We start from the raw sequence: 26,073 nt of genomic DNA, 5'->3' as shown, positions 1-26,073 counted from the left end.
TGGCGTTTCACCGCAACAACTGTTCTCACCTTAAGGTCGGCCAACCACGGGGCTGACCGAGATGACATCCATTATATCAATCTGCAATCTGGCGCTCGCTTCCATCGGCAAGGACAGCATCAACGCGCTGAGCGAGCCGACGGTGGAGGCGCGTGCCTGTAACCGTTTATTTGCACCGGCGCGGGATGCGCTGCTGCAAGCCTATCCCTGGCGATTTGCCGGCAGGACACGGTCTCTCGCCGAAATCGAAAATGATCGGCCGGGGGAGTGGGCCTATGCCTACGACCGGCCGGTCGACTGCCTGGCGATCAGGGGCATCCGTTCGACGCTCGACGTGAAGGGCGATGCTTCGGTCGGCGGCGTCTTTTCCGGCGGTGCGTCTACCTCTGCGGCGGGCATGCCTATGACGCCGAGGGCGGCATGATCTATTGCAATGTTTCGCCCGCCTATTTGAATTTCACGGAACGGCTGATCGATCCGACGAAATATCCTCCGCTTTTCGTCGACGCGCTTTCCTGGCATCTCGCGGTGCGGCTCGCCATGCCTCTGACGCGCGATCCGCAGGTTAGGGGCCGCCACAAGCCATTGAAACAGAAGCGTCGTAGCGCGACCTCCGCGTTGACCGGAAGATCGCAGCACAACGCGCAGACCACTTCCATCCTCACTTGAACCCAACTCGTCGCCCAACCATCTAATTCCTATACAACAGCGCCATGGCGGACCGTCGCAATCGCGATTGCTTTGCCGGCGGCGGGGCGGCCGTTCTTGCCGCCTGAGGATCAGATAATGGGTTATATGGACAAAGAGATCGTGCCTCAGAATGATGGGGCGCTGATTGATGCCTATTCGCAATCGATTGCGGCGGCGGTCGATATCGTCGGGCCGGCGGTCAGCCGGATCGAGAGGATCGGTGGCCGGCAGGGGCATGGCTCGGGTTTCGCCGTCTCGCCGGACGGGCTGATCATCACCAACAGCCATGTCGTCGACGACGCCAAGGTGGTTCGCATCACCACGCCCGACGGCTTCGTCACCGAGGGGCGGGTGCTCGGGCGTGACGTCGATACGGATATCGCCCTCATTCGCGCCAATTCCAGCACCGGGGCCTGGGCGAAGCTCGGGGATTCGCAGCGGCTGCGCAGGGGCCACATCGCGATTGCGATCGGCAACCCGCTCGGCTTCGAATGGACCGTCACCGCCGGCATCGTCTCGGCGCTCGGTCGGTCGATGCGGGCGGCGAGTGGCCGGCTGATGGACGACGTCATCCAGACCGATGCGGCGCTCAATCCCGGTAATTCCGGCGGGCCGCTGGTGTCTTCGGGCGGGGAGGTGATCGGCGTGAATACCGCCGTCATCCAGGGCGCGCAGAGCATCGCCTTTGCCGTGGCGTCGAATACCGCCAATTTCGTGGTTTCCGAGATTCTCCGCTACGGCCAGGTCCGGCGCGCCTTCATCGGCATCGCTGGCGACACGATCGTGCTGCCGCGCCGAGTGGCGCTTGCGGCCGGAACGCCGCAGACGACCTCCGTGCGCATCCGGCGCGTCGAGCCGGACGGGCCGGCGGCCAAAGGCGGGCTGCAGGAGGGGGATTATATCCTCGCCATCGACGGCAGCCCGGTCGGCGGCGTCGACGATATCGTCCGGTTGATGGACGGCAGCCGGATCGGCAGGGAAACGGAGATCCTGGTGTTCTCGGTGGCGGCAAAGATCGAGACGAAGACTTTGTTGCCGATGGCGCGGTCGTGATTCTCGGCCCCGTGGTTGCGGACCACTAGACTACTAGTGGCCGCGGGATCACTCCGCGACCCGGGATCACCGGTGGCCGCGGGACCACGAGGTGGCCCGGGGACCGCGAGGCGGCCCGGGGACCACGAGGTGGCCCCGGGGGTCACCGGGCGAAGCACGTTTCTTCGAGATGACTTTCCAAAAAATCTTCTAGGTCGCGATCCGTTTTCACTCTTCGGGTCGTCCTTGGTGTGTCCGAAACAGAAGGAGACATGCCATGTCCGACGAGCCCGTTATTTTGATCAATCTGCTGAAGGTCAAACCCGGCAAGCAGGATGCGCTGATCGCGCTCCTGACTGAGAATACCGACACGGTGATCCGCACGCTTTCCGGCTGGAAGACGACCCGGCTGATCGCTTCGAAGGACGGCGCCGGCGTCGTTATCTATTCGGAGTGGGAGACCTCAGCGGACGTCGAGGCGATGCGCAGCGATCCGCGCATGAAAGCCTATTTCCCCGGCATCATGGAGCTGGCGAGCCTGGATTCGATCATGGGTTCGGCGGCGCTGAGCAGGAGCCGGTGAGACTAACGTGAAAGCCGTCATCACCGGATTGGCAAAAGGAAAACCGCAATGGCTGGAATGGTCGTCATCTACAAGAAGCCCGCTGACGTGAAAGCGTTCGAAAAGCACTATTTCGAGACGCATATCCCTCTGGCGAAGAAGATTCCGGGTCTCAGGAAATATGAGATCAGCCACGGACCCGTCACGGTCATCGCCGGACCGTCCGATGTTCATTTGGTCGGCACGCTGCATTTTGACGATCTCGACGCGCTCAAAAAGGCGTTCGCAAGCCCGGAGGGCCGGGCGGCTGCGGCCGATCGCCAGCTTTATGCTCCTGATGACTCGGGCGTCCAAATGTTCCTTTTCGACAGCCGGGAAGTTTGACCTGTAGAGGTCACCAAACCATCAAATCAAGCAGGAGAGGATCGGCGATGTCGATACCCAAAGCAGCTTTCGTCCTGGTCCACGGCGGTTGGCACAACCGTTCGTCGTGGGATCGGATTACGCCGATCCTCGAGGCCCAGGGCTTCGCGGCGCTGACGCTCGACCTTCCCGGTGCGGGAGGCAATGCGATAGCCCCGATATCGCTCGGCCATCGCCCGTTCGACCCGGCTGCGTTTGCCACCGAGCCGTCGCCCGTCGCGGGCGTTACGCAGGAGGAGCGGACGCAGGCGGTCGTCGCGTTGGTAAAGGAAGCTGCGTCACTCAGCGGCGGCCGGGTCATCCTGGTCGGGCATTCGGCTGGCGGGATGACGATTTCAGCGGTTACCGAGCAGGTTCCGGACTTGCTGCTCGCGGTCGTTTATCTCGCCGGCTTCATGGTGCCGAAGGGAATGCCGCTGCTGGCGATGCTCCAGCATGAAAGCATGTCTTCTGCGCTGTCGCCCGGGCTGTTCGTCGGCGACCCCACCGCCATCGGCGCGACGAGGATCCATGCAGGATCGACCGACGAGGCCTATCGATCGCTGCTCAAAGCTTCGTTTTATGGCGATGTGTCGGAGTCCGAATTCGCGCATGCGGCGGCGCAGCTTCATTGCGATGAATCGAACGCCGGCGCCTTGGCCCCATCGGAAATCACGCCGGAACGATTTGGCACGGTGCCGCGCCACTATATCCGCACCACACAGGATTGTGCGATCCCGTTGACCGGTCAGGATCACATGATAGCAATGGTGGACGAGGCCATCGGCGGCAAGACGACGACCCACATATTGGAAAGCAGCCACTCGCCATTCCTGTCGCGACCGGCCGGTCTGTCGAGGATTTTGATCGACATTTATGCGCAATCCCTGGCGGAGCAGAGCGCGGAAGCTCAGTAGGTCCTGACAACATGAACATGGACGAATTCGAGGAACGCCTGAAAGCGCTGCGGCCACGCCTTCATCGCTACTGCGCGCGCATGACGGGATCGGCCGTTCATGGCGAGGATGTCTTGCAGGATAGCCTCGTCAAGGCGCTTCAAGCGCGGGCAGAGGGCGCCGCGGTGGATAATCTCGAAGGCTGGCTGTTTCGCATCGCCCATAATACCAGCCTCGATTTCCTGCGCCGCAGGTCCCGTAACACGGTCGTTCCGCTGACCGAGGACATCGAAGCTGCGCCGATCGCCGAGGCTGATATCGTCGCGATCAGCTTTCAGACGTTTCTGCGGCTGCCTGAACTTCAGCGCTGCGCTGTCCTTCTCAAGGATGTTCTCGGTCATTCGGTCGATGAGATTACCGGCATTGCCGAATGCTCTCCGGCCGCCGCCAAATCGGCGCTTCAGCGCGGGCGGGCTCAGCTGCGGCTGCTTGCGCAGGCGCCCGAAGATATCAGGCTGCCGCTGATATCAGACAAGGACCGGCGGAAGATGGCCGCCTATGTCGATCTGTTTCGGAGCGGCGATTTCGACGCGATCCGCGCCATGCTCGCCGATGACGTGAAGCTCGATCTGGTGAACCGGCTCCACTGGCAAGGGCGCGACAAGATCAACCCCTATTTCACGCGCTATGCGGAAGAGACGAAATGGCGCTTTGCCCTCGGCGCGGTTGAAGGACAGCCCGCCATGCTGGTCTTCGACAGCACCGGCGCGATGGAAAGCCCTGCGCACTTTGTCCTGATCGACTGGTCAGAAGGCCGGATCATCGAGATCCGGGATTTCCTGTTCGCTCCCTATGTGCTCGAAGCGATAGACTGGGTGCGGCTCGGCTGAAAGTTTCTCATCACATTGCGTTCAATCCACAGTCCGCTTCCATGTTCAAAGGACGCGCTTTATGGAATGACGGCGAGCACCGGGGTTGCGGTGTCGAGGAGGGTTTCCTCGGTGGCGCCCGATGCCGTCTGGATGCGGGCCTCGCCGGTCTTTCTGGCGCGTTCGACCTTGGCCATGATCTGCTCGCCGCCCCGGGTGCGGCAGATGGAGAGGACGCCGATTGCCGCCGTTTCGACTTCGTCGGTGTGGCTGAAGAGGATCACGGCATCGTCCCAGATCGACAATGGCCCGAAGGCTGCGCGCACCTGGGCGGCGATGACCTGGCCTTCGACGAAGTCCCGGACGGCGGCCTTGGCACGATCGATGACGGCCTGGGGCAGCGGGCGCGGCTCCTTCAGCCGCTCGACCGAGCCTTCCTCGTTGATAACAGCCGCGAGCAGAATACGGGTGGGTGTGCCATCAGGCTCGACCGAGACACCGGCATGATTGAGCACGTCCGAGAGCGAAACGCCCAGGAACAGCGCAATCTGGTTTGCTTCTTCCATCTTCATTCTCCGCGTGCCAGACAGCATGCGCGACGCGGCGGAAGGATCTATGCTGAGATGCCGCGCAAGGCCCCTGACAGATTTCTGCCGTTCGTCCAGCTTCTGGAAAAACCACTTCTTGTCGATTTCGGTCATCCCGATTCCTTCAAGCATCGTTGAATGGAACCGAGTTGTTGCATATTTCGCAACAAGCGGCAAGCGCATGCGACATTTCCGCATTGCGTTGCGTAAATTGCATGGCTGCGACTGAATCCAGCGGCGCCAAGCGCCATACCGGCTGGTGAGAACTCCCGTTGTTCCTCTTTCCTTCTGCAACCTAGATAATTGACATCGACTGCTGGAGTCAATACGAAAAGGAAAATATTCCTTCTTTCTGTCGAGGCGAGGCGGGCAACCCCGATGGTTTCGGAATAAAATCCCATTTCAGGTGAAGTCGCTCTTGACGATGTTGTTATCGCATTATATGTTGCAATTATCGCATCAATTCGGAGCGGACATGCAAAAACTCGGTAAGGACCGCAAGACCCCGTGGCGCAAGGTTCACGAGAAAATCGGCCTTTCTCCGGCGGAGCTGGCGCGGACAATCGGGCGTCATCGCTCGAAGATCAGCCGCGCGCTCGGCGATGGTGAGGGGCTGATCGGCGGCCGCGACCAGCTGTTGCTAATGAAGGTGGCGCGCGAGCGCGGCATCGCGCTTTCGGCCGATGAAATGATGCCGGAGCGGCGATGAGCGGGCGGCAGCCCTGGAGCATTCTCCGCCAGGCGGAGCTGCTCGATGGACTCGTCGGCCATTGCCTGATGCGCGGCGGGGCGCCGGCCGACGAGGCTCTGATAACGATCTCGCGCGCCGAAGCAAGCGAGCTCCAGGTGCTGGCGCGCCTGATGTGGCGCATGGCGCCCTATGAGGACGAGATCCGGCGGCTGGTCGCCGGCGCATGATCCAAGTCGCCAGGCGGCGACAAACGCTTTGAACAGAAAATAGGCCGGCCGAACGGGACGGCCGGACGGACTGAAAGAGATGGAGAATCCGATGACAGCAGTGGACAGGAAAGTCAGATTGTCGCCGGCGGCGCCCAAGCGGCCGGTTTCCGCGGAGGGAGTTGAACATGCGCGGAAAGAGCGTGTCTTGGAAAAGGCAGGGGCGGGTGCTGCGGAAATGGAGCCGATCAACTGCCCTTGCTGCAAGCAGCCGGTGGCAGCGCCCACGCTCGAGATCGTCGTCGATCGTTATGATGTGACGCCGCTTCAGGCGCGCATTCTCGGCGCGGTGTGGCGCGGAAAGGGAATGCCTGTGCAGACCGAGCGGATCTTCGACGCGATGTATGTCGACGATCCCGATGGCGGGCCGTCGCCGACGCGCATGTATGCCGCCTTCAAGGTGGCGCTCTGCCATCTGCGCACCCGGCTTGATGGTTCCGGCATCGGCATCGAGAATGTCGGCTACCGCCAGGGATACCGCCTGGTGATGGCAGGCGAGATCACGCCGGCTCGCCGCGCCTGAACGGCCGGACATGCCGAATTGAATTTCCGCCGCCCGAGCTTCTATCGCAGCTAAAGCGCGTTGTATCGAATTGATTGACGCAATGCGCCTTGGCTCTTGCTTGCCATGCATGTCGTTATCCCAAGCCGCCGCGCGCTTTTGGGCGACATGCATCCGCCAAAACGTTGTGACGATCACAACGATCAAAACCAGGGGACGGATATGACCGACGTCGAGCGCGTGCGCCGTGAGATTTGCCTGTCCGATGTGGCGGCCGGTCATGGGCTTGCATTGAAGCGGGCCGGGCGAAGGGCCGGATCAAGCCCGGCGTCACGCGCAACTGGGCGCTGTTCCTCGAACATCACCCCGATCTCGCGGGCATCTTCGCCTTCGACGCTTTCAAGATGCGCGTCGTACTGATGCGCCGGCCGCCCTGGGACCCCGCCAGGGGCAACTGGCGCGAACGTGCGCTGCAGGATCGCGATTACAGCGAAGCCGTCATGTGGCTGGAGGGAAACGACATGACGCCGAAGGTCGCCACCATCGCCCCGGTCATCCAGACGGTTGCCGAACATGCGCGTTTTGACCGGCTGACCGACTATCTCGAGGGCCTCGCCTGGGATCGCAGGCCGCGGCTTCACAACTGGCTGACCTACTACATGGGCATCGAGGATACGCCCTATGCCCGCACGGTCGGCATGCGATGGCTGATCTCGAGCGTGGCGCGCGGGCTGCAGCCGGGCTGCAAGGTCGATACGATGCCGATCCTCGAAGGTCCGCAGGGAGCGCGGAAATCCACGGCCGTGCGCATGCTCTGCGGCGACGATTTCTTCACCGACGAATTGTCCGACATCGGCTCGAAGGACGCGATGATGGAGATGCAGGGGATCTGGGGGCTGGAGGTTGCGGAGATGCACCGCTTCAACGCTTCGGAGACCAGCGCGGTCAAAAAGTTCCTGCGCAGGCAGACCGACCGTTTCCGCCCGCCCTACGGCCGATCGGTGATCGAGGCGCCGCGCCGCGTCTGCCTCTGCGGCACGATCAATCCCGACGGCAACCCTTATCTCAAGGATACCACAGGCGGCCGCAGCTTCTGGCCGCTGACGGTCGGGCGCATCGATATCGAGGCGATCGGCGCCGACCGCGACCAGCTATGGGCCGAAGCCGTCGCTCTCTACAAGGCAAAGACGCCCTGGTGGGTGCAGGAAGACGAGCAGCAGGCAGTTGTCGCCGAGCAGGAGAAGCGCACTGATGTCGACGTCTGGGTTGAGGTGATCGTTCCAACGCTGAAAGGCCGGAGATCGGTCGCCCAGCTCGATATCCTCAAGAGCCTCGGAATATCGGCCAAGGACGCCGACTGGCGCCACGCCGGCCGCATCGGCCGCATCATGAAGAAACTCGGCTGGACCGCGAGCCGCGACCGAAGAGGCGGCGAGGATAAGGTGGTGTTTCTCAATCCGATCTTTGAGGAGGGTGGCGTGGACGAGGAGGGGTTTTGAGAGACTGGGATAAGGCCCACCGCCCGCCCTCGTGGTTCGAGACGGCCCTTTGGGCCTCCTCACCATGAGGGCTAACTTTGGCGCCCGACGCTTTCGCGCCACGTGATCTTGTCACGTGCCACTCAAAGTTCTTGCTCTGCCACTGGCGCCGGCATCCATTCCGCCCTCATCCTGAGGTGCGGAAGCCGGAGGCTGGAGCCTCGAAGGACGGGGGCGGCCACCGACATCCATCAAATCGGCGGACACCCAACACGGCAAAGCCGCGATGGTTGCCCATCGCGGCTTTGCCCATCCCGCTTTCCCTGATTGCGCTGGATTGAAGACCGACCCCTTGCGGTCCAGCGCCGCTCTTGGCGGACGATCATGGGCATTTTCGACCAATCTTGCGGGGGCGATGGGCAGGAGATCCGCCAGGGGTGTTCGGTCCCGGCAACTCTTCATCGGCAATGGTTGGCGTGGTTTCATCCGAAGGGAAAATTGTCATGGCCAAGGGAAACATGTCAGCCTGCCTGCCGATCACGCTGGCTTATGAGGGCGGCTTTACGTCGGACAGGCGCGATCCGGGGAATTGGACCGGCGGCGCCGTCGGCAAGGGAAGGCTGAAAGGTACGAAATACGGCATCGCCGCCGCGAGCTATCCCAATCTCGATATTGCGCGCCTGACGATCGCCGAGGTGACGCCGATCTATGAGCGGAATTACTGGCGGCCGCTCGGCGCCGAGGCGCTTCCATCGGGTCTTGACCTGGTGACATTCGATTTCGGCGTCAATTCCGGCACAGTGCGGGCGGCCAAGGCGCTGCAGGCGGTCGTCGGCGCGACGATCGACGGCGTGATCGGCAGCGATACGCTGAAGAAGGCGGCGGCGAGCGATGTCAAACAGGCGATCCAGTCCCTCTGCGCTCGCCGTCTCGGGTTTCTCCAGGGGCTGAAGACCTGGGCGACCTTCCGCGGCGGTTGGTCGAAACGCGTCGCCGATGTCGAGGCACGGGGCGTCGCCATGTGGCTTGCGGCATCCGCGCATGCCGATCCGAAGGGCGCGCTTTCAGAGGAAGCGGCGAAGGCCGACGCGATCTCCAGGAAGCAGCGGCGTAGCGCCGGTGGAACGACAGCACTTGCAACCGGCGGCGCCGGCTCGAATGCGGCGGTTGGCGGCGAAATCAACTGGCTACTGATTGCGGGGGGTGTTGCGGTCGTCGTGGTCGTCGCGCGACTGCTGGTGTTGAAGGCGCGACAGAACAGGGAGCGTGCTGCGGCTTATGAGGCTCTGGCGAAGGTGTCGTGAGCGGCGTCTAGGGATCTCTCGCGGCTGATCCAATCCTCGGCGATATAAGAGGGAACACCGCGCCGCCACTTGTCTCTTCTCCCCAGCGGGGACTGTTGCGTAACCGACATTGAAGTTTGCGGAAGAGCCTTGCGGGCAAGTGTAATTGCCCCACTTCGGTGTGAAGCGGGGTGATGGTGGCGGAATTTGGTGATTTGGCAGGCGAGCGGACGCAGTGCGCCCGTTGGCTCAGCTGGTCAGCGTCACCCAGCGGCGCATGTTGAAGGCGATGGCGGCGATCAGCACCTGGGCCTCGGCCTTGGCCAGTCCGCGATAGCGAATGAGCGACAGGCCCATGCGCCGCTTCCATGTCGCAAAGGTCGTCTCGACGGCGGCCCGCCGCTTTGCGATCAGAGCGTTCAGGCGCTGCAGCCGAGGCGGCAATGTCTTATGATGCGGGTTCGGCCGGCGCATCAGCCGGGCCTTGATGCCTCTGGCCCTCAAGGCTTTGGCCCGGGCATGGGTGTGATAGGCGCTGTCGGCCAAAACCGCCCGTTCATCGCCGCAGATCAGAGCCTCGGCGCACACCGTGTCGTTGACATTGGCCGGCGTCGTCTTCACCCGGCGGATCAGGCCGGAGCCTTGGTCGACGCCGACATGGGCCTTGTAGCCATAAGACGAGCCCGCTCGGCCCTTGCGGCGGGTAAAACGAGCATCGGGATCACTCAGCTTGAGCGGCGAGGCCGCCTCTCCATCTGCCGGCTGTTCGTCCACCTGCTGTCCGGGCAACCGCTCGCGTGGCGGGCGCGCAGCCCCGGTCTCGATGATCGTCGCATCCAGCATCGTGCCGCGCCGCAGGATCAGCCCGGCCGAGTCCAACTGCCGGTCGAGTTCGGCAAACAGCTTCTCCAACAACTCTGCCTCGCTCAGCAGATTGCGGAACCGGCATAGCGTCGTGTGGTCGGGGACCACTGCCTCCAGGCTCAAGCCTGCAAACCGGCGGAAGGACAGCCGGTCATATAACGCCTCTTCCAATTCCGCATCCGAAAGACCGTATAGCGACTGCAGCAGCAGCGCCTTGAACATCAAAAGCGGCGGATAGGCTGGACGACCCGCCGACGTCTCGGCTCGCAGTCCCCGCAACAGCTTCTCGAACCGATACCACTTCACCAAAGCAGACAGCCGATCGAGGCGCTGATTGCCGCCTGCCTGCGGCAGCAACGCATCCACAAAGCTGAATTGATCCGTCTGCTTAACCGCCATCCAAATCATCCCCGTTCAAAACAAGGGAATCATATTCTCGATATTTTGCAACAGTCCCCAGCGGGGAGAAGGTGCCGGCAGGCGGATGAGGGGGTTTCACGGCACGTCGGTCAATATTGCTCTTCGCTTGCGCTCAGTGCATTCGCTCCTGACGTCGCTCACCCCCTCATCTGCCCTAACGGGCATCGACCGGGGCGAGCCACGGGTCTCGCCCGTCCTGCGGACCCCCGCTCGGGCGAAGAGGGAGTGTGCCGCTGCCTCATCCCCAGCTATCTAGGAACTCCAGTGGGATGAAAAGTAGCAGTATGCCGGCCACTCACCCCTAGGAAAACATCACCCAACGTCAGGCACTTACCGCCTCTTGTTCCACCCCCGAAAAATCCACCGCCGCAAATGCTGCCGCGATCACCTCTGGCCCGGCGCCGCTTTTGGCTGCATCGGTGGAGAGAATCTGGCGATAGCGCCTCGCGCCGGGGAGGCCGGTGAAGAGGCCGACCATGTGGCGGGCGACGTGCTGCAGGCGGCCGCCGCTGGCGATATGGCGTTCGGCATAGGCCATCATCCGGTCGCAGAGCGCCTGCCAGTCCGGCTCGGCCGCCGGAGCGCCGAAGAAGCGTTGGTCGACGTCCGCGAGGATCGCCGCATTTTGATAGGCTGCCCGGCCGAGCATGACACCATCGACATGGGCGAGATGGGCGGCGGCCTCATCGAGCGTGCGGATGCCGCCGTTGATGCCGATGAAGACATCGGGCCAGCGCTCTTTCATCCGGTAGACGATGTCGTAGTCGAGCGGCGGTATCTCGCGGTTTTCCTTCGGGCTCAGGCCCTTCAGCCAGGCCTTGCGTGCATGGATCCAGATCGCGTCGGCGCCGGCATCGAGAACGCGGGTGATGAGCGCCGGCAGCGCCTCTTCCGGCTCCTGCTCGTCGACGCCGATCCGGCATTTCACCGTCACTGGTCCGGTCGCGACCGTCTTCATCGCCGCGACGCATGCGGCCACCGTCTCCGGCGTCAGCATCAGGCAGGCGCCGAAGGTGCCGGATTGCACGCGGTCGGAGGGGCAGCCGACATTGAGGTTGATCTCGTCATAACCGTAAGGCTCGGCGAGCTTCACCGCCTCGGCAAGCTTTGCCGGGTCCGATCCGCCGAGCTGCAGCGCCAGCGGATGTTCCGCCGCGTCATGGCCGAGCAGCCGATCGCGCGGGCCGTGGATGATCGCATCCGCCACCACCATCTCGGTATAGAGCAGCGCCTCCCGGCTGATCTGGCGGTGGAAATAGCGGCAATGCCGATCCGTCCAGTCGATCATCGGGGCGACCGCGAATATCGGCCTCTTCTCAGTCATCGACGTTTCCGTTGTTCCTTGCTTTCATGGCGTTCCAATGCGGGCGCTGCACCGCTGCGCCAGCGGAATTATCCATCAAACGCGCATATAACACTTGGCTGTGCGATCGACAAACGGCCGCGCCACAAACAGAAACGGCGCCCCTTGCGGAGCGCCGTCCATGCCGCCGAAGCGGAAGTCGGACTTACGAAGCCGAGATGTTGACAGCCTTCGGGCCCTTGCCCATGCGATCCGGCTCGGTGTCGAAGGTGACCTGCTGGCCTTCGCGCAGCGACTGGATGCCAGAAGCCTGCAGCGCGGAGATGTGGACGAAAACGTCCTTTGCGCCGCCGTCCGGCGTGATGAAACCAAAACCCTTGTCCTGGTTGAAGAATTTTACGGTGCCCTTGGTGGCCATTGGGATAGTCCTTTTCCCTTAGTCTGTGTAGTATCCGCGCCCCCGAGAGGAAGCGGACGGCTTTAGCTTTCGCCCCGGTCGTCTGGGACGAAGGGTCAGTCGGAGAAGTCACGTACGGGGAAAGAACGTCTACGTAGGCGGGTATTCCCGCGCGCCCTCCGTCACGGAAGGGATTACCACATCGGTCCAGTCACCGGCATGCAAATGCCCGAGTACTTGGATTGGTGCCAGCATTTCGGGCAAAAAGCAAGCCACTTTATTGCGGCATGGCCGCAATTATGACGGGAAATGCCGAAGATTCAGGTACTTGACGAAAAGTTAGCAGACAGTTGCATGGCTGTGCCATATCGGGATCCTGTGCCGGAACGAGACGACGCGGGCGATTTCGATAGCCGGCCTGGATTCTCCCAGAAGTAGTCCTGGTGGCGGTGCAACGCCGCCGACAACCCTTGGAGGCCGCCTTCGTCATGCCTCTGGCGCGGTGGCCTGCTTGCGCACCTTTCGGCGCAGGAACCAGACCACGAACGGTGAGAGCAGGAACGCTTCCGTGAAATTGATCGCCGACGATGCCACGAGTTCGTTGGGCGCAACGGCCACAGGGCCTGCGAAATAGAGGGCAAAGAACGCCATGACAGTGGCGGCTAAGGCGGTAACGACGGTGCAAAGCCAGGCGAGCAGGGAATAGAGGAAGCCGCTCGGCAACCGCGTGCAGATGAGCTGCGAAACGACGATCGAAAGGCCGAATATAAATATAATCATGAGCATGACTTATCCCTTCGGCGTTCAAGCCGACAACCCGCACCGTGCATTTCCGCCTTTCCATGAGCCGGAGGGCCGCCTCAAAGAATCGGTTCCGCTCTTGCAGCACGGCAACCGCAGGACGCGGCCGTCAGCAGGAGTGTTGTTCAATGTCGGTGAAATCCCGGCAGGGCTTTAGACAGTTTTAACCTTGCGGATATCCGAGCGGATGGTGGGAATTCCGCGGTTGGGGCGCAGCACCTGTTCATGCCGAGGCGCAGAATCCACAGGCTGGAGTCGAAGCACTGGCACTCACTCGAAGCGGAGAGCGCCGGCGCCTCTTGCCGTCGGCCTGTCTCTCAAACCACTCCGGACGCATGTCTGCGTCCGGGGGAATCGACGCCTGTCGCGCAAAACCACTGCATGGTTTTGCGCGGGATGGCCTAGATCAAAGCCTCATGCGACAAGCTCGAGAACGACGGTTCGAAGACGTCCTTCACGGCGAGCGTGAAATCGTGGCTGGTGGCGTTTCCGGCCGCGTCATAGGCTTCGGCGGTGAATGTCAGGCTATGGGTGCTTTCGTAGTCGATTGCAGCCTTCGTCTGGATCTTGTTGCCGACGAGCTTGAAGATGCCGTCCGCATCATCCGTCAGCCGCCACTTCACGACGCCGCCTTCCGGATCGACGGCCGAGAGAAGACCGACTGCGGTGCCGATGGCGACATTCTCGGAGATCGACGCGCGGGAGAAAGCGAGGTTGATCGGCGCCTTGTTGACCGGGGCTTCGTTGACGTCGAGCACGTTGATCGTGAAGTCCTTTTCGACGGTGACCTTGCCGTCGGAAACGGCGACCTTGATCGTGTGCGACTTGTCGGTCTCGTAATCCAAAGCCTTCGAGGTGACGATGCGGTTGCCGTTGAGCCGGAAGTGATCGCCGGCGCCATCGAGCAGCGTGTAGGTGAGGGCGTCGCCATCGGCATCCTTGGCGCTCAGCAGGCCGACCGTGGTCCAGAGCGGTGTGCTCTCCAACAGGGAGGTTTTCGAAAGCTGGATATTGGTGGGCGCGCTGTTGCTGACGTTGGGCGTGAAGGTTCCCTTGGCAAAGTCATAGATACCATCGGCGAAACGGGCGATTTCTATGTCACGCAGCGTATCCGTGCCCTCCTTGGCGCTCGTCAGGATGCGATCGCCATTGCTGGTCGCGAAGGAGTAGTTGGCGAAGTTTCCGGAGAAAACGGCCGTGTCGACGCCGGCGCCGCCAAGGAGCACGTCGTTGCCGGCGCCACCTTCGAACGTGTCGTTGCCGCCGGTGCCAAAGAAATAGTCGTTGCCGGCGCCGGTCTTGACGTCGATGCCGAAGGCGGTGCCGAAAATGTCGACGTGGCGGTTTGCCAGCTCGTCGGAGAGGTCGGCATGGGCGCTATCCGTCAATGTCAGCGCGAGGACATCGTTCTCATAGCCTGGCTTGTCGTATTTGACGATCTTGTCGAAGCTTTCGAACTGGGCGGCCGAAGCGAGAACCTCGGCTCCCGCCGTTTCAAGAATTTCGACGTTCTTGATCGTCAGGCCGGCAAGCCCGATGAATTCATTGCCAGGACCCAAGGTCGGCTCGATGACCCGCAGCGTATCCGTGCCGGCGCCGCCGTCGATCACTCCGGAAATCGCGGAAGAATGCGTCTGCAGGTTGATGGCATCATTGCCATCGCCGGCGTCAATATCGAAGGTCTCGGGGGCGGTGGAAACATTATCGCCGTCGGTGATCTTGTCGTCGCCCGCTCCACCCTTGATGACGTCGTTTCCGGTGCCGCCGAAGATCTGGTCGTTTCCTGCGCCGCCGGTCAACTTGTCATTGCCGGCATAGCCGTTGATCACGTCGTTGCCTGCGCCACCATCGAAAATATCGTTGCCGGCGGTTCCCTCCAAGTGGTCGTTGCCGCCGCCCGTCGTCACGTCGATACCGGAGGCGCTGCCGGTGATGTAGGCCCCACGGCTTGCCAGTTCGTCGGAAAGATCGACATGGGCGCTGTCCGTCAACATCAGACCGAGGCCAGAGTTCTGGTCGCTGGGGCTGTTCGAGAAGACGATCTTGTCGAAGCTTTCGAACTGCGCGGACGAACCGGCAACCATCGATCCCGCCGTTTCAAGGATTTCGATATTCTTGATCGTCAGGCCCTGCAGCCAGGGGGCTCGCAGAATATCAATTCCAGAACCGCCATCGATTGTTCCGGAAAGCACATGAGTGTCGGTCTGCACGGTTATGGTATCTGCGCCGTCGCCAGCATTTATGTCGAAGGTCTCAGGGGAAGATCCGAAGAGCTTACCATCGGTGATCGTGTCGTTGCCCGTGCCGCTCCTGATGATGTCATTTCCATCATTGCCATAGATGATGTCGTCGCCGGCGCCGGTGTCGATGATGTCGTTGCCGGCGGTCCCGGCGAAGTAGTCTCGCGTGCTTCCAGTCGTGACGTCGATACCGGAAGTGTTAAGAGCGCCATAGATGAAGACCCGATCGGCTATCAGCTCTTCGGAGAGGTCGACATGGCCGCTGTCCGCCAAATGCAGGTAGAGGCCAAGTTGGGAGGTGGTGGTGATCTTGTCGAAGCTTTCGAGTTGCGCGGACGATCCCGTAACACCGTTTGACCCTGTTTCGAGAATCTCGAAATTCTTGATCGTCAGGCCCGTCATATCTTCGGTCTGCAGCGTGTCGGTGCCGGCGCCGCCGTCGACTGTTCCGGATATCTGGACGAAGGGCCCCTTTTCCAAAATCACGGTATCGTTGCCAATGCCGGCATCAATATTGAAGACTTCAGCGACGTTAGAAAAGTAATCGCCATCGGCAATCGTATCGTTACCCGCGCCGCCCTTGATGACGTCATTACCGCCGCCGCCCAAGATCAGGTCATTACCGTCGCCGCCGTTTAGTGTGTCATTACCAGCGCCGCCGTTGATGGTGTCGTTACCCGCACCTGTCGTGATCGCATTGGCGCTGCTCGAGCCCGTCACGTTTGCGGAAACCGATCCAAGTTCATCGGCAAGGTCCGCCACGCCGGAGCCGGAGACAACCAGAGTGACAGGCGAGGAAGGGTTGGCGGCTGAGTCCCGGATAACGTCGTAAGCTTCGAACTCGGCACCGGTCTTGGTGACTGTGGCGCCGTTCGTGTCGAGAATATTCAAGGCCATATGGAAACTTTCAAAAAGGTGCGCTTTGCCGACGCATCTCTGCGTCGGCGGCAATCACGTCGCGATCAGATCAGCGCTTCATGCGACAGCGCGGAGAAGGACGGTTCGAAGACGTCCTTCACGGCGAGCGTGAAATCGTGGCTTGTGGCGTTTCCGGCCGCGTCATAGGCTTCGGCAGTGAAGGTCAGGCTGTGGGTGCTTTCGTAATCGATCGCTGCCGTCGTCTGGATCTTGTTGCCGACGAGCTTGAAGACGCCGTCGGCATCATCCGTCAGCCGCCACTTCACGACGCCGCCTTCCGGATCGATCGCCGAGAGAAGGCCGACCGCAGTGCCGATCGCGACATTCTCGGAGATCGACGTACGGGAGAAGGCGAGGTTGATCGGCGCCTTGTTGACGGGCGCTTCGTTGACGTCGATGACGTTGATCGTGATGTCCTTTTCGACCGTGACCTTGCCGTCGGAGACGGCGACCTTGATCGTGTGCGACTTGTCGGTCTCGTAGTCGAGAGCCTTCGAGGTGACAATGCGGTTGCCCTTCAGCCGGAAGTGGTCGCCGGCCCCGTCGAGCAGTGTGTAGGTAAGGGCGTCGCCATCGGCATCCTTGGCGCTGAGCAGGCCGACCGTCGTCCAGAGCGGGGTGTTCTCGGAGAGGGCGGTTTTCGACAGCTGGATATCGGTCGGCGCGCTGTTGCTGCTATCGGGCTTGAAAGTTCCCTTGGCGAAGTCATAGACGCCATCGGCAAAGCGCGCGAATTCGACGTCTGTCAGCGTGTCCGTTCCTTCCCCAGCGCTCGTCAGGATATGATCGCCGTTGTTCAATGCGAAGGAATAATTGGCGAAATTGCCGGAGAAGATTGCGGTGTCGATGCCGGCGCCACCATTGATGGTGTCGTTTCCGGCGCCGCCGATCAATTTGTCATTGCCGGCCTTGCCATTGATGATGTCGTTGCCGCCGCTGCCGTCGAAAATGTCGTTGCCGTCGGTGCCGGTAAATTCGTCGTCGCCGTTGCCGGTCTTGACGTCAATGCCGGAGACATAGCCGGTGACGAAAGCCCCGCGATCTCCCAACTCATCGGAAAGATCGAGGTGGGCGCTGTCCGTCAATGCCAATGAGGGGTGAGAACCGCTTGCGAACGGATCGGTCGAGTAAACGATCTTATCAAAGCTTTCGAATTGCGCGCTTGAACCGGCAACCGACCATCCTGCCGTTTCAAGGATTTCAATGTTCTTGATCGTCAGGCCCTGGAGCGAGAAGGCTTCGAGACTATCAATCCCGGCACCGCCATCGATCGTTCCGGAAACCAGTGGAATGAATCCCTCCAAGGTGATGGCATCGTTGCCATCGCCCGCATCGATGTCGAAGACCTCAGGGATATGGCCGAAGCCGCCACCATCGGAGATCGTATCGTTGCCCGCGCCGCCTCTGATGACGTCATTTCCGATGCTGCCCACGATCTGGTCATTGCCGTCGCCGCCGTTCAGAATATCATTGCCGTCTCTGCCCGCGAGCAGGTCATTGCCATCACCGCCATTCAGCGTGTCATTGCCATCACCGCCACGAAGCTGATCGTTTCCGGCGCCGCCGTTCAGCGTGTCATTTCCGCCACCGCCATCGATGTGGTCGTTGCCTGCGCCCGTCGTGATCACATCGTCGCCGCTTGAGCCCGTCACATTTCCTGAGCCTGAGCCCAGTTCGTCAGCAAGGTTCACCGTGCCCGAATCCGAGATGACCAGTTTGACAGGGACGAGAGGATTGATTTCGGAGTCGCGGATGACGTCGTAGGCTTCGAACTCGGCACCAGTCTTGGTAATCGTAGCGCCGTGCGTATCCAGGATATTCAGCGGAGTACCCGGCCCAGGACCGTTGACGGTGAAAGTCTCGGTGGCGAAATTGTAGAGGCCATCGGCAAAGCGCGCGAATTCGACGTTTGTCAGCTTATCCAGGCCCTCAAGCGCGCTCGTCACGACACGGCTGCCATTGTCGATCGCCAGGGAATAGTTGGCAAAGTTACCTGAGAAGACCGCGGTGTCGATGCCGTCGCCGCCATCGATCGTGTCGTTGCCGGCGCCGCCGGTCAGTTTGTCATTGCCGCCATTGCCATTGATGATGTCGTTGCCGCCATTGCCGTCGAAAATGTCGTTGACGTCGCTGCCCGCAAACTCATCGTTGCCGCTGCCGGCCTTGGCGTCAACGCCGTCATAGCCGGTGATGAAGGCGCCGTTGGCTCCCAGTTCGTCGGAAAGATCGAGGTGGGCGCTGTCCGTCACCGCCAATGAGGGACGAAAATCAAAAAACGGATCGTTCGCGCCAATGATCTTATCAAAGCTTTCGAACTGCGCGCTCGAACCGTTAACCTGCGAGAACCCCGTTTCAAGGATTTCGACATTCGTGATCGTCAGGCCCTGGAGCGATTGGGCTTGCAGCGTATCGATCCCGGTGCCGCCATCGATTGTTCCTGAAATCAGTGAAGCGAATCTCTCGATGGTTATGACATCGTTGCCTGCGCCGGCATCAATGTTGATGAGTTCCGGCTGGAAGCCGTCAGGTCCCGGCAGAAAGATGGTAAAACCACCATCGGTGATCCTGTCGTTACCGTCGCCGCCGATCAGTTTGTCGTTGCCGCTGCCGCCAGTGATCGTGTCGTTGCCTGCGCCGCCGTTCAGCGTGTCCGCGCCGTCACCGCCCAACAGCGTGTCGTTGCCTGCGCCCGTCGTGATCGTGCTGCCGCTGCTTGAGCCCGTCACCCTCGCGGAGACCGAACCCAACTCGTCGGCCAGATCGGCAACGCCGGAATCCGAGACAACCAGAGTGACAGGTGAGGAAGGATTTGCGGCTGAGTCCCGGATAACGTCGTAAGCTTCGAATTCGGCGCCGGTCTTGGTAATCGTTGCGCCGTTCGTGTCCAGAATATTCAAGGCCATATTGAAACTTTCCAAAAAGATGCGTTGCATTCTATGAAAATGAGAAATCCTCAGTAGAACTGTTCTTGCAGCTTCAACGGACGACAACCCCCTGGGGATCTATGCCAATCCCTGATTAAGTTTTCAATGCAAAATTGTGTCTTTTCATTGCTTTTTTAATGAAAAACTAAGGATGAAATACTCGGGAAATCAATTTTAATTTGAGAACTCAAAGCGGTGCTTTGGTCTCCTAAATAGTACTATTTTTCATTTTCGGCCGGGATGCTCTCGGGAAAATTGTGTTTTCAGCGGTTCTCCAGCGGTATCGTGCCGCGCGACCATTCGCCTCACCATCTTGGGTTGGTGTTGGTTTCGACCTGCCCCTGCTTCTTGCGCGGGGGGCCTTACACGAGCTTGATGAGGCCCGCTTCCGTCGGTCTGAAACCGCAGGCGCGGTAGAAGCCGGTCAGGTGCGGCTCGAAATCGACATGCAGCCATTCGGCGCCGCGTTCGCGGGCGAGGTTCGTCGCCTGGCGGATCATGCGCGTGGCGATGCCTTGCCTTCTCATGTCGGGATGGACCGATGTGTCGAGGATGAAGGCATGGATGCCGCCGTCCCAGGCGACGTTGACGAAGCCGACGAGCCTGTCGCCGTGGTAGGCGCCGATATGGGCGAGGCTGCGGGAGAGGATGGCGGTGAAATCCCGGCTGTGCGGGCTGCCCCAGGCGGCGGAATGAGAGCATTCAGTTCGGCGGCGGAGGGGAAGGGGTCGATGCGCAGTTCCGGCATGGGCGGTTCCCTTCATTCAGCGGGCATGGCGCTTCCCGATCAGCGGGGTGAAGGCGGGCCACACCGCCTGTCGGCGCATGGCGCTATGGCAAAGGGTCCTGACCGCCGCCTACTCCTCATCGCCCAGCAAGGCACTCAAACTCCAGGGGGCCTCGCCCTGCTGGTTGGCGATATCCTCCACCTTCCAGCCGCCGTGCTCCTTCACCAGCGTGTAGTAGAGCGTCACGTTTTTGCCGTTGCGAAACTGCACCTCAAGCTCGGCCCGGCCGTTCAGCAGGATCGGCTGGCCGATCCTGAGGTCGCTTGCCTCGCCATCCTGTCCAGCAATGACGGGATCGAAATCGATCGCCCCGACATCCCCTTCCGCCGTATTGTCGAGATCGGCCTGCAGTATCTTGTTCAGATGGTCGGAGAAGAAAGCCGAATAGGGCGAGGGGCCGTCGTCATCGGCGCTCTCGGGATCGAAGCTGTAGAGCGCCTGCAGCAGGGCCTTCGGGGTTTTGAAGGTCTCGGCGAGAGCGGGAGAGGCGATCAGCGCGGACAAAGCAAGGGCAAGGGCGGGCAGGCGCATGCGGGCTCCTTCTGGTGACGAGGAATTTATAGCACGAGTCGCAGATGCGGGCATTCCCGCTGGGGTGCAACTGAGGCTTTGTTGACACTCTTGCGGCCTGGAACACCTAGTATTCCCCGGCGGAGAGAGCTCGTGTGAGGACGCATATTCGTCAAGATGTCGCTTGAGGAACTGATCGGCAATTTCCATTTGCAGTGAGAGGCGGGATGTCGATGGATGGATCCCCATCCACTCCCTCATCTCTGTGCCTGTCACAGAGATCCAGCCTGCTCAAGTCCTTGAGCAGGAAAGACTCTTTCCCTGCCGTCACGCGTCCCACCCCAGCCTAAGGAAGTGTCGCCGCTTCGCAGTTGACACTCCAAGGCATTCAGTCATCTTCCGATCCTGTTGCTCGGTGGGTCGCTGATGCCTGGATTGCAGGCCTTTTTGCGCCGCAGCAATTACAGATAGCGCAGGTGCAGAAAGCTGAGGATCAATTAATTCGAGCGAGGTTTGATTTCACGGCCGATGTGGGGAGGAGAATCACCGCCCCGGCCGCCCAGTCTTCCCCTTCGTCCGCCCCTTGCGCTTCTGCTCGCCCGGGTCCTCATAACTCCCGACACCCGTCTTCCCGCGCACCACCGGCCGCACGTCATCACGGTCCGGCTGGCCTTCAAGCAGCGGTGAAAACCGCTTCGTGCCCTTGGCGGCATCGGGCTTTTCCGGCACGTGGCCGATGACCGGCTTTTCCGTTCGGCCGACGGTCATTTCGTCGAGGTCGTTTTTGCGGAAAAGGCTCTTGTTGGCGGGTTCGGCGATGTCGCGGCCCATGTCGTCCAGGTCCGGTTTGCGGAAGAGGGGCGTGGTCATGTCGGTGCCCGGACCCATGTCGTCGAGGCGGGGTCTGGAGAAGTAGGAGGTTCCACGCTCGCCCTCGTGGTTCGAGACGGCCCCTTGGGCCTCCTCACCATGAGGGCTGCTGCTGGAGACCGTTGCCTTGCCCTTGCTGTTGGTGCGGCCGCCTTTGCCTTCCATCGCCTTCGCTTCTTCTCTCGCCATCGGGTCGTCCATGGCGGCGAGTTCGACGGCTTTGAGGCGTTTGATTTCGTCGCGGAGGCGGGCGGCTTTTTCGAAGTCTAGGTCGGCGGCGGCGTCGCGCATGCTCTTTTCGAGCGCGTTGAGGTGGGTCTGCAGGTTGTTGCCGACGAGGTTGCCGCCATCGGCGAAGCCCTTGCCCGAGACGCCCGAGATGTCGGCGCGGACGTGGTCGCGTTCGTAGACGCTGTCGAGGATGTCGGAGATCCTGGCTTTCACCGATTCCGGGGTGATGCCGTTTTCGGCGTTGTAGACCATCTGCTTTTCGCGGCGGCGGCTGGTTTCCTCCATCGCCCGTTTCATCGAGCCGGTGACGTTGTCGGCATAGAGGATGACCTTGCCGTCGACGTTACGCGCTGCACGGCCGATGGTCTGGATCAGCGAGGTCTCCGAGCGCAGGAAGCCTTCCTTGTCGGCGTCGAGAATGGCGACGAAGCCGCATTCGGGAATGTCGAGGCCTTCGCGCAAAAGGTTGATGCCGACGAGCACGTCGAAGGCGCCGAGGCGAAGATCGCGGAGGATCTCGATCCGCTCCAGCGTGTCGATGTCGGAGTGCATGTAGCGCACGCGGATGCCCTGCTCATGCAGATATTCGGTCAGGTCCTCGGCCATGCGCTTTGTCAGCACGGTGCAGAGGGTGCGGTAGCCCTTGGCCGACGTCTCGCGGATCTCGCCGAGCACGTCGTCGACCTGGGTGCGGGCCGAGCGGACCTCGACCGGCGGGTCGATCAGGCCGGTCGGTCGGATCACCTGTTCGGCGAAGACGCCGCCGGATTGCTCCATCTCCCAGCCGCCCGGCGTGGCCGAAACGGCGATCGTGTCGGGGCGCATGGCGTCCCATTCCTCGAAGCGCAGCGGCCGGTTGTCCATGCAGGAGGGCAGGCGGAAGCCGTATTCGGCCAGCGTCGCCTTACGGCGGAAGTCGCCGCGATACATGCCGCCGATCTGCGGCACGGTGACATGGCTTTCGTCGATGAAGACGAGGGCGTTGTCGGGGATATATTCGAACAGCGTCGGCGGGGGATCGCCGGGGTCGCGGCCGGTGAGGTAACGTGAATAGTTCTCGATGCCCTGGCAGGAGCCGGTAGCTTCGAGCATCTCGATATCGTAGCGGGTGCGCTGCTCCAGGCGCTGGGCCTCCAGCAGGCGGCCGGCCTTCTCCAGTTCGGCGAGGCGAAGCCTGAGCTCTTCCTTGATCGACTTGATGGCGCCGTTCAGCGTCGGGCGCGGGGTGACATAGTGCGAATTGGCGTAGATCTTCACCGACTTGAGGTCACCGACCTTCTGGCCGGTGAGCGGATCGAACTCGGTGATGGCGTCGATCTCGTCGCCGAACATCGAGATGCGCCAGGCGGCATCTTCCAAGTGGGCGGGGAAGAGCTCGATCGTGTCGCCGCGCACGCGGAACGAACCACGGGTGAAATCCATGTCGCGGCGCTTGTATTGCTGGGCGACGAGGTCGGCCAGCAGCTGGCGCTGGTCCAGCCGGTCGCCGACCGACATCTGGAAGGTCATCGCCGTATAGGTCTCGACCGAGCCGATACCGTAGATGCAGGAGACCGAGGCGACGATGATGCAATCGTCGCGTTCGAGCAGCGAGCGCGTCGCCGAGTGGCGCATGCGGTCGATCTGCTCGTTGATCGAGGATTCCTTCTCGATATAGGTGTCGGAGCGCGGCACGTAGGCTTCCGGCTGGTAATAATCGTAATAGGAAACGAAATATTCCACCGCATTGTCGGGGAAGAAGTTCTTGAACTCGGAATAGAGCTGGGCGGCCAGCGTCTTGTTCGGCGCGAGGATGACGGCCGGGCGCTGCGTCGCCTCGATCACCTTGGCCATGGTGAAGGTCTTGCCGGAGCCGGTGACGCCGAGCAGCACCTGGCTGCGGTCGCCATTCTCCAGCCCCTCGACGAGATCGCGGATGGCGGTGGGCTGGTCGCCGGCCGGCTCGTAATCCGATTTCATCAGGATGCGGATGCCGCCTTCCGACTTGTCGGGGCGGGCAGGGCGGTGCGGCGTCCAGATCTTGCCGTTCTTGTGCAGCGGATTGCCGCTCTCGATCAGCGCCGACAGCGCCTCGACCGTGGCGGTGACGGCGGTGCCCGCCTGCAGCGACGAGGCCTCCTCCAGCGTCGTATCCATGCCGGAAACGGGATTGAGGCCGGCCGCCGCGCGCGTCTTCGGATCGGTCGAGCCGCCCATGGAGGTGCCACGTGCGCTCTTTGAAGCGGCGATTTCCACCTTCTTGCGGTGCTTGCCAGCCTTGGAGGCGATCTGGCGCTGAGTCTCGACGCCCGAGGCCTCGGCATCAGCCTCCAGCTGCTTCACCCAATCGGCAACGGAGCCGGACAGCGGCGCGCCCTCGAAGGACGATTGAGGGGCTTCCTCGAAGCCATTCGGGGCGGGGGATTTCTTCGGAGATCTGGCCATGGCGGGAATATGGAGAGAGTCAGCGCGAAAGGGAAGAGGGAAGAGTACAAAAGGGAAACGAACTGTGTGTTCGGAAGTTGGAATAATTTGGCGGGCGCTTAGCTCACGGCTTGGGTAAGATTACTGCACCTATACGCCAAGAGCGGTCGTGCACTCTCAAGGCTTGGTTTCCGTCGTGCACTGCATGTTCGCATTGAAGAAATTGAGATGAATGCCAAGTTTTTCGTCAGTACTGCTGAGCTGCACGTTGACGCTTTCTCCCGAGGGTGAAGTGAATCTGACGTCGATATTCGATATCCATGTCGGCCCAACCGGAAATGTCACAATGGTGGTTGCCGGCTCGCCATATTCTATTCGAAAGTCTTGCACGATCAATGCGAAGTCATGAAGTCCGCCGTCGCGATGCTGTTGGATAGAGGCGACTTTGTCGTCGCATACGAAAAGACCGAGATTCGACCCTTCCACGAGCCAATTGCCAGGTAGGAAGGGCGAAAGTTCCTTCAATCTCCAACCTTTTTTCGCTCGCATTCCGCTGGGCATCGGCAAACGAGCTGCCCAATTTGAAATCGTGCAAACCGTCCAGCGTTTGTGCGCAAGTTGCGCCGGTTGACAGTGCCGTCAGAGCAAAAGCAAAGCCGCAAATTAAAGGCAGTCCATTGAGCATGAAGGCCGTCCACTGTAAAAAAAGCTTGAATCCTCTACTGCTATAAGCAACTGCCGACCGTTTATCGAATGCTCAATGCAAAGATTGGTAGATAGATTGAAAATATCCCACAATCGGCATGCCGTGGTTGCCAGCCACTTCATAGTTGCTTCATCCAGTCGGAGGCGGCCTGGTGCCGTTCGAGGGTTCGCCGTGGGATACCCCCTTGCCTGCCGGCCATCTCCCCCACAAGGGTGGAGATCGGCAAGAGGTTGGATCATCCGTCCCCTCTGCCGACCTACCCATGCTAATCCGTCATTGTTTGGGGAAACCATCACGCCCAGCCGATCTCCACCCTTGTGGGGGAGATGCCCGGCAGGGCAGAGGGAGGTGTGGCATCCGCCAACGTCACTTACTGGGCGCGGCATACTCCCACGTCCCTCATGCTGAGGTGCGCAGCCCGCAGGGCGCAGCCTCGAAGCACGCGCCGCAGCGCTGCTCCTTGCACCCATCAACCACCGACGCGCCATCATCCGACCCCGCACTGGAACCGAAATCGGCATTCCGCAGTTAATTTCCTGTGACTTCAGTTACAGGTGCCACTGCGATTAGCGACCATTCCGCCTTCTGGAAAAAACCGATCTCCATCGATCTCGATACCGGCGAACGAATGGTTCTCCGCTCGCCGCAGGATGCGCTTTATGCACTCGTTTCCGACTGGCCGGTCAATGGCGGCGTCCATCAGCAGCGAGCGATCGATTTCTGCCGCGCCTGGCTTGCCGGACGCATGCCGGCCGAGACGGTGCGGCAGGCTTTCATTCTTGCGGCGCTGGAAGCGGGCCTGTCGATCAACGATGATGATGACGACGGGGCCGGGAGTTCCGTTTTGAATCCTACAGTGTAGGTGAGCCTACACTGATATATCCACGTCACGCAGCCGGTATCCCGCCGCTGCAGCAATATTCCTCCGATGTATTGCAAATATTATTCTCGCTGTGTTTGTAGGAATACGCGGCGTTACCGCGCTCCGATTCTTTAGGGATTCAACTGAATGAGAATGAAAGTCCTAGTTTGCGCCGCACTGCTGGCGCTGGCCGGCTGCAATGCCCCTGTGTCGCAATCCGTTGCGGATTCCCAGCGTCCTCCCTCGAGTGATGTCCGGCAGAACTTCATCAATATCGTGTTCAAGAGAGTTTACAGGCACGAAGCAGGAGACGTCGTGTGGGCTCGCATTTCCAGCGTGGTGGTGCTTGAGCCGGAGAAGAAGATCTATGCCTACTGCGTGCGTGTCGTGCCCAAGCACAGCTGGGGAGACTGGGCTTATCTCGGCGTCTCCTTCACGGACGGCAAAATACTCGGCGCGACGGCGAATGATCAGCGCTGCCGCGACAAGCGGCTGCGCTACTATCCGTTCACCGAATTGACCGGCATGAAGACCTGACGGAGAGGCGAGGGCTCCGGCGGCGTCGCCGTTCAAGGTTT

At 61.1% G+C, this 26,073-nt stretch carries 23 protein-coding genes and 2 pseudogenes; 14 read left to right on the top strand and 11 right to left on the bottom strand.

Annotated features, from left to right (window positions below):
* Nucleotides 1-61: 61 nt before the first annotated feature.
* The 7 genes from EFD55_RS25795 to EFD55_RS25765 all read left to right on the top strand — a co-directional run bounded on the left by EFD55_RS25795 (nucleotide 62) and on the right by EFD55_RS25765 (nucleotide 4,472).
* Complete coding sequence (locus EFD55_RS25795) at nucleotides 62-424, top strand: phage connector family protein (RefSeq protein WP_125848771.1); 363 nt, start codon at nucleotides 62-64, stop codon at nucleotides 422-424.
* Nucleotides 421-669 carry a phage connector family protein gene (locus EFD55_RS25790; RefSeq protein ID WP_125848769.1) on the top strand — a complete coding sequence of 83 codons (249 nt, stop codon included), beginning with the start codon at nucleotides 421-423 and terminating at the stop codon, nucleotides 667-669. The genes EFD55_RS25795 and EFD55_RS25790 overlap by 4 nt, the downstream gene beginning before the upstream one ends.
* A gap of 117 nt (nucleotides 670-786) precedes the next feature.
* Nucleotides 787-1,743: a S1C family serine protease gene (locus EFD55_RS25785; RefSeq protein WP_125848767.1), complete on the top strand. Its 957-nt coding sequence runs from the start codon at nucleotides 787-789 to the stop codon at nucleotides 1,741-1,743.
* A gap of 256 nt (nucleotides 1,744-1,999) precedes the next feature.
* Complete coding sequence (locus EFD55_RS25780; RefSeq protein WP_125848765.1) at nucleotides 2,000-2,305, top strand: putative quinol monooxygenase; 306 nt, start codon at nucleotides 2,000-2,002, stop codon at nucleotides 2,303-2,305.
* Between the two features lie 48 nt (nucleotides 2,306-2,353).
* Complete coding sequence (locus EFD55_RS25775; RefSeq protein WP_086433120.1) at nucleotides 2,354-2,668, top strand: EthD family reductase; 315 nt, start codon at nucleotides 2,354-2,356, stop codon at nucleotides 2,666-2,668.
* 47 nt (nucleotides 2,669-2,715) lie between these two features.
* Nucleotides 2,716-3,603 carry an alpha/beta fold hydrolase gene (locus EFD55_RS25770; protein ID WP_125848763.1) on the top strand — a complete coding sequence of 296 codons (888 nt, stop codon included), beginning with the start codon at nucleotides 2,716-2,718 and terminating at the stop codon, nucleotides 3,601-3,603.
* Nucleotides 3,604-3,614: 11 nt separating this feature from the next.
* A complete protein-coding gene (locus EFD55_RS25765; RefSeq protein ID WP_125848761.1) occupies nucleotides 3,615-4,472 on the top strand; it encodes a sigma-70 family RNA polymerase sigma factor in 858 nt (285 codons plus the stop codon).
* A 59-nt stretch (nucleotides 4,473-4,531) separates the two neighbouring features.
* Here the strand turns inward: EFD55_RS25765 and EFD55_RS25760 are convergent, their stop codons facing one another.
* Nucleotides 4,532-5,152: a helix-turn-helix domain-containing protein gene (locus EFD55_RS25760; protein WP_125848758.1), complete on the bottom strand. Its 621-nt coding sequence runs from the start codon at nucleotides 5,150-5,152 to the stop codon at nucleotides 4,532-4,534.
* Between the two features lie 361 nt (nucleotides 5,153-5,513).
* On the opposite strand from EFD55_RS25760, the gene EFD55_RS25755 reads away from it, so the two are divergent.
* From EFD55_RS25755 to EFD55_RS25735, 5 genes are all read left to right on the top strand, one after another.
* Nucleotides 5,514-5,747, top strand: a complete 234-nt coding sequence (locus EFD55_RS25755) for a hypothetical protein (protein ID WP_125848756.1) — start codon at nucleotides 5,514-5,516, stop codon at nucleotides 5,745-5,747.
* Nucleotides 5,744-5,956, top strand: a complete 213-nt coding sequence (locus EFD55_RS25750) for a hypothetical protein (protein WP_125848754.1) — start codon at nucleotides 5,744-5,746, stop codon at nucleotides 5,954-5,956. Before EFD55_RS25755 ends, EFD55_RS25750 begins: the two co-directional genes overlap by 4 nt.
* Before the next feature lie 91 nt (nucleotides 5,957-6,047).
* Nucleotides 6,048-6,518, top strand: a complete 471-nt coding sequence (locus EFD55_RS25745) for a hypothetical protein (protein WP_245438313.1) — start codon at nucleotides 6,048-6,050, stop codon at nucleotides 6,516-6,518.
* A gap of 233 nt (nucleotides 6,519-6,751) precedes the next feature.
* The gene (locus EFD55_RS25740; RefSeq protein ID WP_125848752.1) at nucleotides 6,752-7,996 is read left to right on the top strand and encodes a virulence-associated E family protein; all 1,245 of its coding nucleotides are present in this window, start codon (nucleotides 6,752-6,754) and stop codon (nucleotides 7,994-7,996) included.
* A gap of 482 nt (nucleotides 7,997-8,478) precedes the next feature.
* The gene (locus EFD55_RS25735; protein WP_205909803.1) at nucleotides 8,479-9,279 is read left to right on the top strand and encodes a glycoside hydrolase family 108 protein; all 801 of its coding nucleotides are present in this window, start codon (nucleotides 8,479-8,481) and stop codon (nucleotides 9,277-9,279) included.
* 237 nt (nucleotides 9,280-9,516) lie between these two features.
* On the opposite strand, the pseudogene EFD55_RS25730 reads toward EFD55_RS25735, so the two are convergent.
* The 10 genes and pseudogenes from EFD55_RS25730 to EFD55_RS25685 all read right to left on the bottom strand — a co-directional run.
* Nucleotides 9,517-10,530: pseudogene (locus EFD55_RS25730) on the bottom strand (IS5 family transposase); the annotation flags it as partial.
* 334 nt (nucleotides 10,531-10,864) lie between these two features.
* Nucleotides 10,865-11,866, bottom strand: a complete 1,002-nt coding sequence (dusA, locus tag EFD55_RS25725) for a tRNA dihydrouridine(20/20a) synthase DusA (protein WP_125848748.1) — start codon at nucleotides 11,864-11,866, stop codon at nucleotides 10,865-10,867.
* A gap of 184 nt (nucleotides 11,867-12,050) precedes the next feature.
* The gene (locus tag EFD55_RS25720; protein WP_003540801.1) at nucleotides 12,051-12,263 is read right to left on the bottom strand and encodes a cold-shock protein; all 213 of its coding nucleotides are present in this window, start codon (nucleotides 12,261-12,263) and stop codon (nucleotides 12,051-12,053) included.
* 465 nt (nucleotides 12,264-12,728) lie between these two features.
* On the bottom strand, nucleotides 12,729-13,022 hold the full coding sequence (locus EFD55_RS25715; RefSeq protein ID WP_125848746.1) for a hypothetical protein: 294 nt from the start codon (nucleotides 13,020-13,022) through the stop codon (nucleotides 12,729-12,731).
* A 422-nt stretch (nucleotides 13,023-13,444) separates the two neighbouring features.
* Complete coding sequence (locus tag EFD55_RS25710; RefSeq protein ID WP_125848744.1) at nucleotides 13,445-16,180, bottom strand: metal-binding protein; 2,736 nt, start codon at nucleotides 16,178-16,180, stop codon at nucleotides 13,445-13,447.
* A gap of 65 nt (nucleotides 16,181-16,245) precedes the next feature.
* Entirely contained in the window at nucleotides 16,246-19,104 is a 2,859-nt protein-coding gene (locus EFD55_RS25705) for a metal-binding protein (protein ID WP_125848742.1), read from the bottom strand.
* Nucleotides 19,105-19,487: 383 nt separating this feature from the next.
* Nucleotides 19,488-19,873: pseudogene (locus EFD55_RS25700) on the bottom strand (GNAT family N-acetyltransferase).
* Between the two features lie 109 nt (nucleotides 19,874-19,982).
* Nucleotides 19,983-20,444, bottom strand: coding sequence for a DUF3828 domain-containing protein (locus tag EFD55_RS25695; RefSeq protein WP_125848740.1), 462 nt, complete (start codon nucleotides 20,442-20,444; stop codon nucleotides 19,983-19,985).
* A gap of 522 nt (nucleotides 20,445-20,966) precedes the next feature.
* On the bottom strand, nucleotides 20,967-23,948 hold the full coding sequence (uvrB, locus tag EFD55_RS25690) for an excinuclease ABC subunit UvrB (RefSeq protein WP_125848738.1): 2,982 nt from the start codon (nucleotides 23,946-23,948) through the stop codon (nucleotides 20,967-20,969).
* Nucleotides 23,949-24,104: 156 nt separating this feature from the next.
* Nucleotides 24,105-24,452, bottom strand: a complete 348-nt coding sequence (locus EFD55_RS25685) for a hypothetical protein (RefSeq protein ID WP_245438549.1) — start codon at nucleotides 24,450-24,452, stop codon at nucleotides 24,105-24,107.
* Between the two features lie 719 nt (nucleotides 24,453-25,171).
* Between EFD55_RS25685 and EFD55_RS25675 the strand changes: the two genes are divergently transcribed.
* Nucleotides 25,172-25,495: a DUF982 domain-containing protein gene (locus EFD55_RS25675; RefSeq protein WP_125848736.1), complete on the top strand. Its 324-nt coding sequence runs from the start codon at nucleotides 25,172-25,174 to the stop codon at nucleotides 25,493-25,495.
* Between the two features lie 147 nt (nucleotides 25,496-25,642).
* Complete coding sequence (locus EFD55_RS25670) at nucleotides 25,643-26,032, top strand: hypothetical protein (RefSeq protein WP_125848734.1); 390 nt, start codon at nucleotides 25,643-25,645, stop codon at nucleotides 26,030-26,032.
* Nucleotides 26,033-26,073: the final 41 nt, after the last annotated feature.

Origin of the sequence: Rhizobium pisi, assembly GCF_003938655.1 — a bacterium.
GTDB lineage: Bacteria > Pseudomonadota > Alphaproteobacteria > Rhizobiales > Rhizobiaceae > Rhizobium > Rhizobium pisi.
Note: the sequence above shows the minus strand (reverse complement) of the source record. Positions and strands in the feature narration are given on the sequence as shown.